We start from the raw sequence: 15,155 nt of genomic DNA, 5'->3' as shown, positions 1-15,155 counted from the left end.
CGAGCAGCCAAATCAGCCCAGGCCCACGACGCCCTGCTGCGTGATCTGCGCGAGATACCCGTCGACGCTGATCAGCTGGGTGTACGGGGTGTCCTGGGAGATCTCCCACCGCACCGAGCCGTCGTCGAGGTCCACGGCCAGCAGCCGCAGACCGGGAGTGCTGCCGCTCGGGTCGGCGGTCACCGGGAGCAGCAGGGTGTCACCGTCCGTGTAGGCCCCGAAGATCGTCGACTCCGCGGCCCAGACCATGTCGCCGAACGAGAGCACCTCGGGATCGAGCGTCCAGCGGTCCGCACCCGTACCGAGATCGATGGCGCGCACCACACCCTGCTCGTCCACGACGACGGCGGTGCCGGACACGCGGGCCAGCAGGGTCGTGGCCCGGAGCTCGGGAGCCGACCAGAGCTGTGCCCCCGCGTCACCCTCGGCGGTGGACCTGGCCTCCACGTGGATGCCGACCCGCTCCAGCAGCAGGCCGGGATCGCGGCCGTCGGTGGTCCAGGGCACCAGGACCTGACCGGCGAGCGCGAAGGTCGCCCCGTGCGACAGGTGCACCACGTCGTTGGGCACCGTGGCGTCGGTGGCGGTCGTGTCGGGGCCGACCCAGCCGCCGTCCGGCAGGGGCGCGAACGACGCGGTGTCCACGCCGTCGGCCGGTGGGTCCGCCGGGTCCTCCGGGTCGTCGAGCCGGGTCCCGTCGAGCAGGAACGCCGCAGAGACGCCACAGCCGTGGACCTCGAGGACACCGCCGTGCAGGTCCCAGCCCAGGGCTCCGGCGACGTCCAGCACCGGGGCAGAGTTGTCGTCGTACGTGACGCAGCTGTCCGGGCGCGGGGCGCCGAACCCAACGGTGTCGCTCCAGCGCTCGGTGCCCGTCGCGGCGTCCTCCGCGCGGACGGTCAGGTCCGGTCCGACAAAGGCCTTGGGGAGATGCGGCGCGCCCAGCTTGTCGACCACCACGGGCCGCTGTTCCTGGTCGCCGCCGGTGGGCGCGAGGTGGATCAGGCCACCGTCGGCGGCCGGCAGCACCACGGCGCCCGGCTCGAGCTCCCGCGTCTGCGCGGCGCCGTCCGCGTCGATCACCGTCACGGTCTGCTCGCCGCCGTCGCCGCCGCCGGCGTCGCCGTCGTCCCCGTCACCAGAGGAACTGACGCAGACGAGGGGGTCGGCCGGCTCCGTCGACGCCGGACCGCCGATCCCGACGGACGTCGCCGGACCGCAGCGCGGGTCCTCTCCCACATCGACGGTCCACCGCACATCTCCTGACGCTGGGTCGACGCCGCGCACCTTCGCGTCACCGGCGACCGCGAGCACCCCCGGCATCTCGACCAGGGTCGCGGCGATCGGGTTCTCGAGGTCGATCGACCACTGCTCTGCGGGCTTCGCCTCGAGGCTCCGCACACCGCCCGGCGTGGCGAGGAGCGCCCGCTCGCGCAGCTGAGCGTCCACCAGCACCCCGGCCGCCACCGCCAGCACGACCACGGACGCCGTCCCACCGACCAGCAGGATCTTGCCGCGGCGGGTGGTGGGCAGCCGCCGCCGGACTGCCGCCCCACCGCGCCGCGCCGTCCGCCCGACGGCGGTGCGAGCGCCCGCGAGCGCCAGTGCGAGCCGGCCGGGTGCGCGGGGAGCCGGCTCGTCCGGCTGGTCCGCGCCGGCGTCCGGCTGCTCCGGGTCGGGCCCGGCGCCGTCCGGGTCGACGCCGACGGGGCGGCCGCCGTCGGTCACGCCGGGAACCTCGTCGATCAGGTCGAAGGTGTGCACCTTCGACGGCTCAGGGCTCCCGGGCGCGGCGGCGTCGTGCTGGGTGCGTTCGGTCACGCCCCGAGGGTAGTGCCCCGGTCCGCGGCCAATGCCGACTTCCACGTCACCCGGCCGCCGGTCTGCATGAGCGCCCCGCGATAGGCCCGCTCGGCCAGGAGCACCGCCCCGAACGTCGTCACCACGAGGATGAGGAGCGACACGAGCGGCTCCCACCAGAGCGCGTCGCCGTTGAGCACCCGCACCGGCATCGACACGATGGACGCCGGCGGGACGTAGGACAGGACGCGCTCCAGCATGCCGTCCGCCGAGAAGGTCACCACGTACACCCCCATGAGCAGCATCATCAGGGGGCTGGTCGTGTACTGGAGGTCCTCGGTGCGCGACGCGAGCGAGCCCGCCACCGCGTACAGGGCCGCTACCGCGACGAACCCCACGGTGAAGAACACGACGAACCAGAGCATGGTGGTCGTCATCGCGGGCAGGATCGCCGACAGGTCGGTGAACGAGGCCCCGATGAGCCCGACGGCGGCGAGCAGCAGGTTCTGCCCCAGCGCGATCACGGAGCTGCCGATGATCTTGCCCGCCAGCAGCTGTCGGAGCGGCACGGCGGTCGCGATGATCTCGACGAGCCGGGACTGCTTCTCCTCGATCACGCTGCCCGCGATCATCGCGCCGGAGCCGACGGTGCCCATGAAGAACAGGAACGCGAGCACGAATCCCGCCACGAACACGATCTGGGGGTCGACGGGGTTGCCGTCGAGACGCTCGGTCTCGACCTCGCTGCCCGCCGTGAGGGCGTCCATCGTGGTTCCGGCGTCGGCCGCGTGGCCTGCCAAGACCTGGTCGCGCACCGTGGTCTCGATCAGCTGGGTGAGCTCCATGTCGGGCTCCCGCCAGCCGGACAGGGTCCAGCCGTCGGTCCCGGTCGCGGCGGCGGAGCTGAGCCACGCGTCGGCAGTCTCCTCGTCGAGGGCCGCCTCTGCCGCGGCAGAGGAGTCCACGCGCACGACGCTCAGCTCGATCTTCCGGTCGTCCGACGCCGCCTCAGCGGCCGCCGACTCGAGCGCGGTCGCCGCCGACTCGTCGCTCTGGACGACCGCTACGTCGAACGACTGGGTGCGACCGTCCAGATAGGCCGTGAAGCCGATCAGCCCGCCGATCATGGCCATGGTGACCACGAGACCGATCAGGAAGCCCTTGTTGAGCGCCCGCACCACGATCTCGCGGGTCGCCACGATCATCCATGCGTTGCTCATTCCATCGCCCTTCCTGCCCGAGCCTGCGGCTTCGCTCCGAGCGCGTGCCTCGTCCCTCGACCCCCACCCTGTGCTGCGCCTCCGGCTCATGCGGTTCTCTTCTCCGCCTGAGCCTGCGGCTTCGCTCCGGGCGCGTGCCTCGTCCCTCGACCCCCACCCTGTGCTGCGCCTCCGGCTCATGCGGTCACCTCGCGGTAGATCTGGGCAAGGGTCGGCCGTACCGGGGAGAACTCCTTGACGGCGCCGCGTTCGAGGGCCGCGGCCAGGAGACGGCCGGCCGCTGCGTCGTCGTGCACCTCGACCAGCGCTGACGGGCCGTCCACGTCGACGGCCAGCACGCCCGGCACGCCCCGGACGAACCCGGCGTCGCCCGAGAGCACCAGGCGGTGCCGCGTCACGCCCTGGGCTCGCAGGTCGTCGGGCGTCCCGTTCGCGAGGACCTTGCCGCCACCGAGGATGACGAGCTGCTCGCACAGCCGCTCCACGAGGTCGAGCTGGTGCGAGCTGAACAGCACGGGTACGCCGCGCCGGGTGTGCTCGCGCAGCAGGTCGACCATGGCGTCGACGGCGGCGGGGTCCAGGCCGCTGAACGGCTCGTCGAGAACGAGCGCCTTCGGCTGTCCCATGACCGCCGCGACGATCTGCACGCGCTGCTGGTTTCCCAGCGACAGCTTCTCCACGTGCTCCTTCGACCGGTCCGCCAGGCCCAGGCGGTCGAGATGCTCCAGCACCTCGCTCCGGGCGACCGGTGCGGCGATCCCGCGCAGCCGTGCCAGGTAGACGAGCTGGTCGAGCACGGGCTGCTTCGGGTACAGGCCGCGCTCCTCCGGCATGTACCCGAACTCGCGGCGATCGTGCCGGGTGACCGGCAGGCCGTCGAACCGGACCTCACCGTCCGTGATCGCGAGGACACCCATGATCATGCGCATCGTCGTCGTCTTGCCGGCGCCGTTGCCGCCGACGAAACCCGTCAGCAGACCCGACGAGGCCGTGAAGCTCACGCCGTCCACCGCTCGCCGGGGTGTGCCGCCCGTCGAGAACACGCGGGTCAGGTCCCGCACCTCCAGATCGCTCATGCGAGCACGCTATGAGGCACGACGCCCGTGGGGGATCCGCCGGAAGGTGGACTCCTCTCCACCTTGTGGATGGCCTGGGCCGCACCATTCCCGCAGGTGGTCGGCAAAATGTCAGGAGATCGGCATTTCGAGTTGCCGATCTCGGGACATTCTGCCGACCAGGGTTCCGTGCACCCGCATCCAAAGAGGCACTGACCTGGTATTACAGGCCCCGGTTGCCGATGGCGTTCTGCCACGTATTGTCCCGTCCGGAACGCCGTGAGAACAACAGCGGCGTTGAACGGTTCGACAGCCCGTCCCCGGGGAATTGAGCACTGTGCTCCGGAGGATGTTTCGCGGTTCGGCGCACAAGCGCCGAAACGTCACAGCAGAGGGCAACAGACAGTATCTGAACCCGCAGGGGGAGCTAAGCGTGCGCAAGCGTTTGATCGTCACAGGAACAGCCGCAGCCATGGTGCTGACGGCGGGGATCGTGGGTGCCGTAGCCGTGCAGCCGGGGCAGGAGCTGGACCGGGAGACGACAGCCGCGCCCGTCACGCCCGACGCGCTGCAGGGCCTGCCGCCCATGATGGTGAAGCGCGAGCCCACGTCCGGACCGGGAGAGAACGGCACGGTCGACGTGCGCTCGAACCCCGAGCCGCAGGGGAACCTGTTCACGTACACGCCGCCTCCGGCATCGACGTACACGCCCAAGCACATGGCCGGCTCGGACGCGTACCAGCCGGGCAGCGCCTTCACGATGACGCCCCCGCCGACCGTCGATTTCGGCAGGGGAACCTGGCCCAGCGCGCCCGCGAGGCCCTCGGACGGATCCACGGTGCGGCCGACGACACCGCCGAGCCAGGGGCCGACCGCGCCGCCCACGCAGTCGCCCCGGCCGACGCCGCCGCCGACCTCCACGCCGGATCCCACTCCGACGCCCACGCCGACGCCGACGCCGACGCCGACCCCTGACCCGGAGCCGACGAACCCGCCGTCGGAAGAGCCCACCGACCCGCCGTCGGAAGAGCCGACGAACCCGCCGTCGGAGGAGCCGACCGAGCCCCCGCCGGCAGAGCCCACCGTGGAGCCGACCGTGGAACCGTCGGAGGAGCCGTCGACCGAGCCCTCTCCGGACCCGTCGACGGAGCCTTCTACCGACCCTTCCACGGACCCGACCGAATAGTCCGTTTTATCGAGCGTCGGTCTCACGTCGGCCGACACAAAGAAGCGAGGCCCTTTCATGAGGGCCGCGCTTCTCTGTGCTTTCTCGGCTCTTCCGAGAAAGGCACATATCGCCGATTCAGTGCCTGATTCGGCGAACAGCGGCCAGCGCCGGTAAAGCCGCCCCGGTAACGGCTGCACCTAGTCGGGTGTCGGTCGCCAGGATCAGTCGCACCGTCTTCATGGCCAAGGTCAGCATCACACCGCCACGAAGACGCATCTCGGCCTCGAAGCGGCTCACCGCCACCGAGAGCGTGGTCGTGGCGGACCGGACGTCACACAGGTGGCTCACCAGGCCGGCCGCGTCCCGGATGGCGACGCCGGCGCCCATCCCGGCGGTCGGCGGCGTCGCGTGCACCGCGTCGCCGAGCGCGGTCATCGGCCCGGCCGGCCACGGAGCCAGGTCGCGGGCGCGGGTCGAGGCGGCGTTGAACCTGAACGCCGCCACGCTGTTCTCCTCGGCCCGAGCGATCACCTCGAGCGATGGTTCGCTCCAGCCCTGCTGCCTGTAGCGGGCCAGCAGCGCGTCGCGCAGTGCGGCACCTGTCTCGCCACGCAGCAGGCTGGTCCGGGACGACTCGGGAAACATGGCGCCCCAGATGTAGGTGGGACCGGTCGTGACCGATGCGCGCAGGCCCGGCGCGTCCAGCACCGCGTTCCCTGCCGGGTCGAGGAACCCGACGTAGAGCGCGGCCCCCCGCGGACCGATCGCCAGGCCTGATCGCGGTCCGAGCCGCACCTGTTCGCCCGGGCTGAGGTCATGGGCGGAGGTCCTGCCGGAGAAGCCGACGATGCCGGCGGGTCGGCTCGTAGGGGCACCGGCCAGGTGACGGGCGACGAGTGAGTGCACCCCGTCGGCGCCCACCAGCAGGTCGCCCGCGGTGGAAGACCCGTCGTCGAGCGTCGCCTCCGGTCTGCCCTCCTCGGTCCGCCCGACCCTGCTGACGGTCCGGCCCAGGTGGAGGCTGTCGCCCGCCGCTTCGGCCAGCAGGAGGCGCAGGGTGATCCGGTCGATGTCCACGGAGGGATCGTCACTCAGGTCGGGACCATGGCCAAGAAGCCGACCCCGACGGTCCCAGAACACGTCCGGTTCCCGGAGCCGCAGCGCCGACGCCGACGCCAGGACCCGCTCGAAGATCTCCGGCTCGACCAGCTCCCGCAGCGCTGACTGCGCGGGTCCGTCGAGAGTGATGTGGTAACCCCCGGTCACCGCCGGGTCGATGTCCTTCTCGAGAACTGCCGCGTCGAAACCCTGCCGGCGCAGCCCGGCAGCGAGTGCCAGGCCACCGATCCCACCGCCGACGATGATGATGCGCATTCCGGTACCACCCTTCCTTGGTCGGGACTGAACACCGGGACCGTGCCACCAGTAGTGGACCTGGGGTGTCCACTACCTGCCATGCTGCGGTGGTGGCCGACACCTCGCGACGAACCCTGCAGCTGCTGTCCCTGTTCGCCGCACGCCGGCGCTGGTCGCTCGGCGAGCTCGCAGCCCGCCTCGAGGTCAGCGATCGCACGGCCCGGCGGGACGTCGAGACCCTGCGGCGACTCGGCTATCCGGTGACGACCGTCCGTGGCCCGGCCGGCGGCTACGAGCTCGGCGCCGGACACCCGCTCCCGCCGCTGCTGTTCGACGACGAGCAGGCCCTGGCCGTCGCCGTCGCCCTGCAGACCGCCTCCACCAGCGTCCTCGGTCTTGGCGACGACGCCGCACGAGCAGCCGACACCCTGAAGCAGGTGGTACCCCCGGCGCTGCGGTCCACCATGGACACGCTCCGTCTGACCACGCTGCGGAACTACTGGGAGTTTCCGGGGGCACCCATCGCGCCGAGCGCGCTGCGGGCCGTCGGCAGCGCGGTCCGGCACCGGCACGTGCTTGCCTTCGACGCGTTGCGAGCCGACGGCACCCGGCCCGACCCGCATGATGCCGACTTCGCTCCGCCACGACGCCTCGAACCGCACCATCTGGTCGTCTGGGCCGGGCGATGGTACCTCGTGGGCTACGACCTGGCCGACGACACCTGGCGGGTGCACCGCGTCGACCGCCTCCACGTCCACACCCCCACCGCGACGCGGTTCGCGCCGCGAGCGGTACCGGGCGGCGACGTCGCCCAGCTCGTCATGACCACGCACGATCGAGGCGACACCGTCTCCACGTGGGAATGTGTAGGGACGGCCCGGATCAACCTCCCGGCCGAGACCGTGGCCCGGTGGGCGCCCGGCGGGTCCGTCGTGGAGCACCTCGACACCGACCACTCGCGGCTCACCATCGGTGCGTGGTCATGGGCGGGCGTCGCCGGGATCCTCACCACGTTCGACGCCGACCTCTCCGAGCTGGAACCGCCCGAGCTCGTCGCGGCCGGCCGGCGCCTCGTACAGCGGTGGGGGCGTGTCAGCGATCGCTGACATCCCTATCGCAGCGCCGCGCCGAACTGCTCCAGGCCCGCGACACCCGTGACCTCACCGGGCAGCAGCTCGCACTCGACGCGCGGCAGGTCACCCAGCTTGCCGTCCAGCACAGCCAGCCATTCGTCCTCGTGCGCGCGCCGGGCCGCGAGCAACCCACCCGCGTCGTCGGGCGAGCGCTTGTTCACGACCAGACCGCCCACCGGCACGCCGAGCTTTCGCAGGGTCCCGGCAAGCTCGACGGTCTCCAGCACCGGCAGCCGCTCCGCGGCCAGCACCAGCAGGAACGACGTCGTCTCCGGGTCGGTGAGCACCGACCGCAGGCGTTCGAAGCGCTCTCGGCGCCGCAGCAGCGTGCGCCGGATCTCGCTGTCCCGCTCCGCCTTCGGGTCGCGCACGCCGAGCCCGGACAGCGCGCCCGAGAACTTGTCGGCCCGGTCGCGACGTCGCAAGAGACCCTCGGTCCAGGCGGACATCGTCTCCGGCAACGCCATCAGCCGGGCGGTGTGCCCCGACGGCGCGGTGTCGAAGACGACCAGGTCGTAGTCGGAGAAGCCCGTCTCCACGGCGTCGGCGATCCGCTCGAGCACCGCTGCCTCGTGCGTCCCGGGGGCGTCCCTCGCGAGGTCGAGATGCCGGTCGACCTCCTTGGCGAGGTGGTCCGGCATCAGACGGCGCAGCGTGGAGCCGACCTGGGCCAGATGAGCGTCGGTGGTGCGCCGTGGGTCGATCTCGACCCCGTCGAGCAGCCCTGCGCCGCCACTCTGCCCGGCGCCGTTCGAAGGGCCGGACGGCGCCTCGGCCCGCCACAGCGGCACCACGACGTCGCCCACCTCTCGCTGCCACAGGTGCCCCAGGTTGTGCGCGGGGTCGGTCGAGACGACCAGCACCCGGCGGCCCGCCTGCGCCTGCGCGAGCGCCAGGGCGGACGCCGTCGTGGTCTTGCCGACGCCGCCCTTGCCACCGAGGAACAGGACACGCCGACCGCGTACGACGTCGGTCAGCAGCACGACACGTCCTCCAGCGGTGATCGGTCCATGCCAAGTCGGGTGTGCCACTCGTGCACACGCTCGTAGACGAGCGGCAGCAGCTCGGCCGTGTAGTACGACGCCGGGTTGGGCACCCCGAGGGCCTCGCTCAGGACGAGCAGCATGAAGAGGTCGTCCTCGTCGCGCTGGGCCCGCGCGAACGTGCGGCGGTATGGCGCAACGTAGAACTCGCGCAGTCCCGCGGAGACAGCGCTCAGCCGCCGGCGGGCGGTGCCGAACCGGCGGCTGAGCACAGGTCAGCCCTCGACGCTCGCGACGGGCTTGTTGTCGGCGTCGTCCGCGTCGTCGACACCGCCGCGGGCCTTGCCCATGGCTATGAACGCCTCGAGCGCCACCCAGAGGGAGGCGATGAGGATGATGATGTCGAGCACCAGCAGCATCCAGTTCTGCTCGGCGTAGAACGTGCCGATCTGGAGCACCAGTGCGTAGATCGACATGACCATGACCACGGCCAGCGGGATCACGACCGGCAGCGGGTTGATCTTCTTGCGCAGCAGGATCACTGCGATCACCGACAGCGTCAGGGACGCCAGCAGCTGGTTCGTGGTACCGAACAGCGGCCAGATCAGCATGCCGCCCTCGCCGTCGGCCCCGAGGCTGAACACCAGGCCGACGGACACGACGAGCGCGATCACCGTACCGAGGATGCCGCCGACCTTGACCTTCGCGAGCTCGCCGGCCTCCTGGACCACGAAGCGCAGCAGACGGACGCCGGTGTCCATCGTCGTCGCCGCGAACAGGACCGCCATGGTGGCAAGGATCGTGGCCGACAGGCCGAGGGGGATGCCGAGGCCCGCGTTGAGGATGTTGCCGCCACCCTCGACGAACGCCGCCACGCCGCCCTCGTTGAACGCGGTGTAGACGGCCTCCCAGTCGGCGAGCGTCCGGTAGCCGGCCGTTGCGGCGATGATGGCGCCGAGAGCCAGCAGCCCTTCGCCCACCGCACCGAAGTAGCCGACGAACCGGGCGTCGGTCTCCTTGTCGAGCTGCTTCGACGACGTGCCGGAGGACACCATGCCGTGGAAGCCCGAGATGGCGCCGCAGGCGATGGTCACGAACAGCAGCGGGACGAGCGGCGGCGTGCCCTCGGGGACGTTCTGGTTGATCGCCGGGGCGACGATCGCCGGGGCCGACAGCAGCACGGACCCGAACAGGATGCCCAGGCCGATGAAGAGCTGGACACCGTTGATGTAGTCGCGCGGCTGGAGCAGCACCCACACCGGCAGCAGGGACGCGATGCCCGCGTAGACGAACAGCGCCACGATCCAGAAGGTCGCCGGCGACATGCCGAGGATCGGGTCGGGCAGGACGATCGGGTTGGCGTCGCCGACGATGATCAGCGTGTACAGGGCCACGACGCCGATGATGGTGGTGACCAGCAGGTTGATCTTCCAGCGATAGATCATCTGGCCGATCACGAGGGCCACGAGGATCGCGCCCCACACCGGGATGACCGACGTCGGGGTGCCGATCAGCAGGTTCTTGATGACCACGGCGAACGCGGCCACGACCATGAGCAGCAGCAGGAAGATCACGACGAGGAACAGGGCACGGCCGCGCTTGCCGATGTACTTGCCCGACAGCATGCCCATCGACTGGCCCTTGTGACGCTGCGACGCCCAGAGGGCGCCCATGTCGTGCATGCCGGCGAAGAAGATGGTGCCGATGGTCACCCACAGGACCGCGGGCAGCCAGCCCCAGATCACGGCGACGGCGGGACCCACGATGGGCGCGGCGCCTGCGACGGAGGTGAAGTGGTGGCCCCAGAGCACGAACTTGTTGGTGGGGACGTAGTCCACACCGTCGTTCAGCTCGTGCGCGGGGGTCTTGAAGGCGGGGTCGAGCCGGAAGATCTTCTTACCGAGGAATTTGGAGTACAGCAGGTATCCGGCGAGCATCAGTGCAATACCGATGACTGCCAGGACGAGGGAGTTCACGGGGGGCCTCCAGGGTCATCGTCGACGGGGGACCGGCACACCATACTAGTTTCGATGATTCCCTATACAGAGGGTTGACCGATCGACCGGGCCGGTGCCGTCAGTTTCAGACCAGACCCGCCCGATGAGCGAGGACCACCGCCTGGACCCGGTCCCGCAGGTGCAGCTTGGACAGCACGTTCGAGACGTGGGTCTTCACCGTGGCCTCGCCGAGGTACAGGCTCGCGGCGATCTCCGCGTTCGACAGCCCGGTACCCACCAGCTCCAGCACCTCACGCTCTCGCGGGGTGAGGAGAACGAGGCCGTCGGGCGCCTCGACCGCCGGCCGGGACCGAGCTCCGGCGGCTTCCTCGGGCTGCCGGAGGACCCCCAGCTCGCCGGGCAGCGGTCGCTCCCCCGCGACCATCTGCTCGATCACGCGGCGCGTGATCTGCGGCGCGAGCAGGGCGTGCCCCGCCGCCACGGTCCGCACCGCCTCGACGAGGTGCTCCGCGTCCGAGTTCTTCAGCAGGAACCCAGACGCCCCGGCCGCGAGCCCGTCGAACACGTACTCGTCATGGTCGAACGTCGTCAGGACCAGCACCTTCGCGAGGTCCTCCGCGACGATCCGGCGCGTGGCCTCGATGCCGTCCATGACGGGCATCTGCACGTCCATGAGCACGATGTCGGGACGCAGCTCGCGGGTCAGCTCGATCGCCGCGGCGCCGTCGGAGGCCTCACCGACCACCTTGAAGTCGTCCTCCACCGAGAGGATGAGCGAGAAGCCCGAGCGCACGAGCGCCTGGTCGTCGGCGAGCAGGACCCGGATCACGCGTCGCCCTCGCGCCGTCGGACCTTGCCCCACAGCAGGGCCTGTGCCGCGGCGATGCCCGCCGCCCACACGAGGCTCTCCAGGAGCACCGGCCCGGTGATCCCGTCGCCGCCCGAGAACGCGGCAAGGAGGATCGGCGTGGTCAGCGCGAGGGTTCCGAGGAACCACGCGATGCGGCTCGCGGTCATGGTGTTCTCGATCCTGTGGTTGCGGTGTGGGTGGCGGGGTCGATGGAGGTCCGGACGTCAGAACCGGGCGCAGGCAGCGGCAGCCGCACCCGGACCCGGAACCCGCCGGTCGCCCGGGTGCCGATCTCGACGACGCCCTGATGGGTCGCGGCACGCTCACGGATCCCGAGCAGCCCGAGCCCGGAACCGGACGTCCCGCGGCGTGGCCGCCCGTCGTCGAGCACCTCCACCTCGGCGAAGCCGTGCTCGAACTGCCGGCCCGCAATGGCCTCGCGAGTCCGCACGACGCGCAGCGTGACCGTCGCGGACCGAGCCGTCGAGTGCTTGCGCACGTTGGCCATCGCCTCCTGGGCGGTGCGGTAGAGGCTGAGCCCCATGGGGTCCGGCACGTCGGCCGCGACGCCTGGCGGTTCCTCGACCTGCTGGAACGTGGTGTCCAGGCCGTCGTGGTCGGCGGCGGTCAGGGTGGGGAGGTCGGCGAGCCCCGGCTCGGGCGCCCGGGAGCTGCCGCCGTCCGGTCCTGGCGGATCGTCTCTGCCACCGCCGTCGGGCACCGAGCGGAGCGTCCCCACCAGGTTCCGCATCTGCGCGACCCCCTCGCGCGACTCACGCTCGATGGTGACGAGCGCTTCCGCGGTCCTGGCGGGGTCACGGTCGAGCACCCGGCGGGCAGCGGCCGCCTGGATGCCGATCACGGACACGTGGTGCGCGACGACGTCGTGCAGCTCGCGCGCGATCCGCACCCGCTCGGCCACGATGGCCTGGTCCGTGAGGGCAGCGGCCTGCTTCTCGATGGTGTCCGCCTGGTCGTGGAGCTGCCGCCGGCGTCGCGCCGCGTTCCACTGCATCTGGCCCGCCACCACCGCGCCGCCGAAGAACGCGATGTTGGTGATGAGCTGGTAGACGGCGTTCGCGAGATACGGCTCGATCAGGCCGGGCCAGTCCGCGCGCGTGGGGAACTCCTCGAGGAGCGTCTCCACGCCCTGCTGCACCGCGAACATCCAGATGAGCCAGGTGAACATCATCAGGACGCAGACGCTGACCACCACGAGCATCGCCCGCCGGTCCCGCGCCCAGGCCACCGCCGTGAACAGCGCGACGAAGTACATGACCTGCATCGGCATGAGCACCGTGATCGCGCTGATCGTCAGTCCGAGCCCGAGCCACACCCCGTACACGAGCGCGAGCGACACCAGGGGGTAGCGACGCCGCCAGCCCAACGGGGCCGTGCTGGCCACCGCGAGCAGGATGATCAGCCACAGCGGCTCCCGCACGCCCTCGAAGATGCCCATGCTGCGGCCGAGCTCCACCGAGATGGCAGCCAGCACCGCGAACCCCGCGCCCAGCAGCAGGTCCTTGCGGTAGGCGTCGCGGCCGGCGGGGACCCGCTCCCAGTCGGAGTCGACGCCGAACCAGTCGAGCAGGCGCGCCATGCGCCCGGCAGCGCCGGGTACGTCAGAACCGCCGACGGCGGGTACGTCACGACCGCCGACGGCTGGCCGGTCGCCGTCGGGCTGCCGTGTCTCGGACCGAGGTGGGGCATGGACCATGCCCCCAGGGTAGGAACTCCGAGGGCATGCCCGCTTCCGTCTGAAGGGGGAGCCGGCGAACCGACGGCCTCACCAGAGCGTGAGCAGCACCGCCACGATCGTGAGATCCGCGAGGACGTGCGCCACCCAGGGCAGCAGCAACCCGTGGGACACCTGGCGCAGCGCGCTCAGCACCAGGCCGTACGCCGTCGCGAGGACCACGCCCCACCAGCCGTTCGGGAACCCGTACCAGTGAGACGCGCCGAACATCGCAGCGGCGAGCACCACCGCGAAGACCCGGCCGACGTCGAGGCCGAACGCCCTCTGCGCCACACCGTTGTACGCGCCCTCCTCCGCTGCCGCGTTGACGAACGAGAACACGAGAGCCCCGACTGGGCGGCGGAGCCGTCGTCTGCCGCCGCTGTGGCGTTCGCGTCAGGCCAGCTCATGGCAGGCTCCGTCGGCTCGATTCGCACGTTCCCGGTACCAGCACCATGTCCCCAACCTAGGAGTCGCGGGCCCAGCAGAGCGCGACCGGCGAGAACGGGGTTGTGGTCGGGCTGAGCCCGATTCGGAGCACAACCCCGTTCTCGCAGCCCGGGTGCGCCGTCAGCAGATGTTGCGGGCCCCGTTCCCGCTCAGGTTCCAGGTGGTGTTCTCCCCGCACGGCGACTCACGCACGGAGGTGTTGTCCACGCGGAGCGTGATGTCGATGTCGCGGTTGTTGGGAAACTCCGAACGTGCGGCGAGCCGCACCTCGCCGCCCCCGTTGACCGTGCCGCCGGCGATGGTGATGTCCGAGCAGTTCTCGATGAGCACCGAGTTGTTGCCGTTGTTCGCCAGGTCGACGGTGTTGATGCGTGCGCCCCGCGAGTTGGACACGCAGAACACGCCGCGGCCCCCGCCGCGTGACCGCACGCGGTCCACCGTGATGCCGGGCCCGTTGGTGTTGGCCATCCGGAACGTGGCGTAGCCGGTGCCGGTGGCAACGTTCTCGCCGTCGACCGTGCCGATCGTCGCGTTGCGCGTGTTGTTCAGCAGGAGCCCCGCGTAGGCGACGTTGCGCGCGGTGATGGTGCCGATCCGCAGACCGTCCACGTTCCACGTCTCGACACCGTGGTTGCCGGTGCCCGACACATAGATGCTGTCCATGCGCACCTCGGTGCTTCCCGGCAGATCACGCTCGAACCGGATGCCGAGGCCTCCGCTCATCCGTAGGTTGATCTGTCCGAGGTGCAGGCCGTGCACGTCGGCGAAGCGCATGCCGAAGTACGGGGCTCCCGTCATGTTCAGGTGGGGGATCGACACGTTCCGGACTCCGATGGCCTGGACCGCTCCCCGCCCGGAGACGTTCCCGGTGTCCATCGTTCCGCAGACCTCGAACGCCGTGTGGCTCGGCAGGTCGATCGTGTTGTCGCCGATCCAGGCGCTGGCCATGACCGACACCTTCTCCTGGCTGGTACGGCTCGGGTCGAGCGCGCCGATCGCCTCCCAGATCGCGGTGATGTAGTACTCCCCTTGGTAGACCGTCTGGCCGTGGTAGCTGGCGGTGAACCCCGACGACTGGCTCCCGGTGACGAGGGCGTCAGCACCGTCGCCGCAGGCAGCGGCCCGCACGACAGGAGCCGTCGCGCCGCTGTCCGACGTGGGCGGCGCGCTGGGCGGCGCTGCCGCGACCCCGGGCGCGGCGAGCAGGGAGACGACTACCGACAGTGCTGCGGCCCCTGCGGCGAGAAGCCGCGGGTGACGCCGTGACGTTGATGCCATGGTCACTCCTCCGTGAGAACCCGGCCCTACAACGTTGTAGAGCCACGTGACCACGAGGGTATGGACCGCGTGGCTCCGGCGCCAGGTCTGCCAGGGATGCGAAACGATTCACCCGGTGACGCGCCGGTGCGGCGCGCGGTGCGGTCCGCCGAAAGCTTCGCGGCTCGAC

General features: G+C 70.9%; 14 protein-coding genes. 2 read left to right on the top strand and 12 right to left on the bottom strand.

The genetic code is table 11. The annotated features are described in order from the left end of the window. Positions 1-12: 12 nt before the first annotated feature. From ACFS27_RS11570 to ACFS27_RS11560, 3 genes are all read right to left on the bottom strand, one after another. Positions 13-1,821 (bottom strand): outer membrane protein assembly factor BamB family protein, encoded by a 1,809-nt coding sequence (locus tag ACFS27_RS11570; protein ID WP_377183036.1) that lies wholly within the window; start codon positions 1,819-1,821, stop codon positions 13-15. Continuing rightward, positions 1,818-3,020, bottom strand: a complete 1,203-nt coding sequence (locus ACFS27_RS11565; protein WP_377183034.1) for an ABC transporter permease — start codon at positions 3,018-3,020, stop codon at positions 1,818-1,820. The genes ACFS27_RS11570 and ACFS27_RS11565 overlap by 4 nt, the downstream gene beginning before the upstream one ends. 176 nt (positions 3,021-3,196) lie before the next feature. After that, positions 3,197-4,096 carry an ABC transporter ATP-binding protein gene (locus ACFS27_RS11560; protein ID WP_377183032.1) on the bottom strand — a complete coding sequence of 300 codons (900 nt, stop codon included), beginning with the start codon at positions 4,094-4,096 and terminating at the stop codon, positions 3,197-3,199. A 412-nt stretch (positions 4,097-4,508) separates the two neighbouring features. Between ACFS27_RS11560 and ACFS27_RS11555 the strand changes: the two genes are divergently transcribed. Further along, positions 4,509-5,261, top strand: a complete 753-nt coding sequence (locus ACFS27_RS11555) for a hypothetical protein (protein ID WP_377183030.1) — start codon at positions 4,509-4,511, stop codon at positions 5,259-5,261. A gap of 117 nt (positions 5,262-5,378) precedes the next feature. Here the strand turns inward: ACFS27_RS11555 and ACFS27_RS11550 are convergent, their stop codons facing one another. Then, positions 5,379-6,617, bottom strand: a complete 1,239-nt coding sequence (locus tag ACFS27_RS11550) for an FAD-dependent oxidoreductase (RefSeq protein WP_377183028.1) — start codon at positions 6,615-6,617, stop codon at positions 5,379-5,381. A gap of 92 nt (positions 6,618-6,709) precedes the next feature. Between ACFS27_RS11550 and ACFS27_RS11545 the strand changes: the two genes are divergently transcribed. Further along, entirely contained in the window at positions 6,710-7,705 is a 996-nt protein-coding gene (locus tag ACFS27_RS11545; RefSeq protein WP_377183026.1) for a helix-turn-helix transcriptional regulator, read from the top strand. A gap of 5 nt (positions 7,706-7,710) precedes the next feature. Here the strand turns inward: ACFS27_RS11545 and ACFS27_RS11540 are convergent, their stop codons facing one another. The 8 genes from ACFS27_RS11540 to ACFS27_RS11505 all read right to left on the bottom strand — a co-directional run bounded on the left by ACFS27_RS11540 (position 7,711) and on the right by ACFS27_RS11505 (position 14,986). Continuing rightward, positions 7,711-8,712: an ArsA family ATPase gene (locus ACFS27_RS11540; protein WP_377183696.1), complete on the bottom strand. Its 1,002-nt coding sequence runs from the start codon at positions 8,710-8,712 to the stop codon at positions 7,711-7,713. Beyond that, the gene (locus ACFS27_RS11535) at positions 8,706-8,987 is read right to left on the bottom strand and encodes a cory-CC-star protein (protein WP_377183024.1); all 282 of its coding nucleotides are present in this window, start codon (positions 8,985-8,987) and stop codon (positions 8,706-8,708) included. The genes ACFS27_RS11540 and ACFS27_RS11535 overlap by 7 nt, the downstream gene beginning before the upstream one ends. 3 nt (positions 8,988-8,990) lie before the next feature. After that, positions 8,991-10,691, bottom strand: coding sequence for a carbon starvation CstA family protein (locus tag ACFS27_RS11530; protein ID WP_377183022.1), 1,701 nt, complete (start codon positions 10,689-10,691; stop codon positions 8,991-8,993). Positions 10,692-10,797: 106 nt separating this feature from the next. Next, a complete protein-coding gene (locus ACFS27_RS11525; RefSeq protein ID WP_377183020.1) occupies positions 10,798-11,502 on the bottom strand; it encodes a response regulator in 705 nt (234 codons plus the stop codon). Further along, a complete protein-coding gene (locus tag ACFS27_RS11520; RefSeq protein ID WP_377183018.1) occupies positions 11,499-11,690 on the bottom strand; it encodes a hypothetical protein in 192 nt (63 codons plus the stop codon). The genes ACFS27_RS11525 and ACFS27_RS11520 overlap by 4 nt, the downstream gene beginning before the upstream one ends. Then, a complete protein-coding gene (locus ACFS27_RS11515) occupies positions 11,687-13,240 on the bottom strand; it encodes a sensor histidine kinase (RefSeq protein WP_377183016.1) in 1,554 nt (517 codons plus the stop codon). The genes ACFS27_RS11520 and ACFS27_RS11515 overlap by 4 nt, the downstream gene beginning before the upstream one ends. 69 nt (positions 13,241-13,309) lie before the next feature. Beyond that, positions 13,310-13,600 carry a CPBP family intramembrane glutamic endopeptidase gene (locus ACFS27_RS11510; RefSeq protein ID WP_377183014.1) on the bottom strand — a complete coding sequence of 97 codons (291 nt, stop codon included), beginning with the start codon at positions 13,598-13,600 and terminating at the stop codon, positions 13,310-13,312. A gap of 228 nt (positions 13,601-13,828) precedes the next feature. Continuing rightward, positions 13,829-14,986: a hypothetical protein gene (locus ACFS27_RS11505; RefSeq protein WP_377183012.1), complete on the bottom strand. Its 1,158-nt coding sequence runs from the start codon at positions 14,984-14,986 to the stop codon at positions 13,829-13,831. Between the last annotated feature and the right edge of the window lie 169 nt (positions 14,987-15,155).

The organism is Promicromonospora vindobonensis, assembly GCF_042685865.1.
GTDB lineage: Bacteria > Actinomycetota > Actinomycetes > Actinomycetales > Cellulomonadaceae > Promicromonospora > Promicromonospora vindobonensis.
This window is presented reverse-complemented; position numbering and strand designations above follow the sequence as displayed.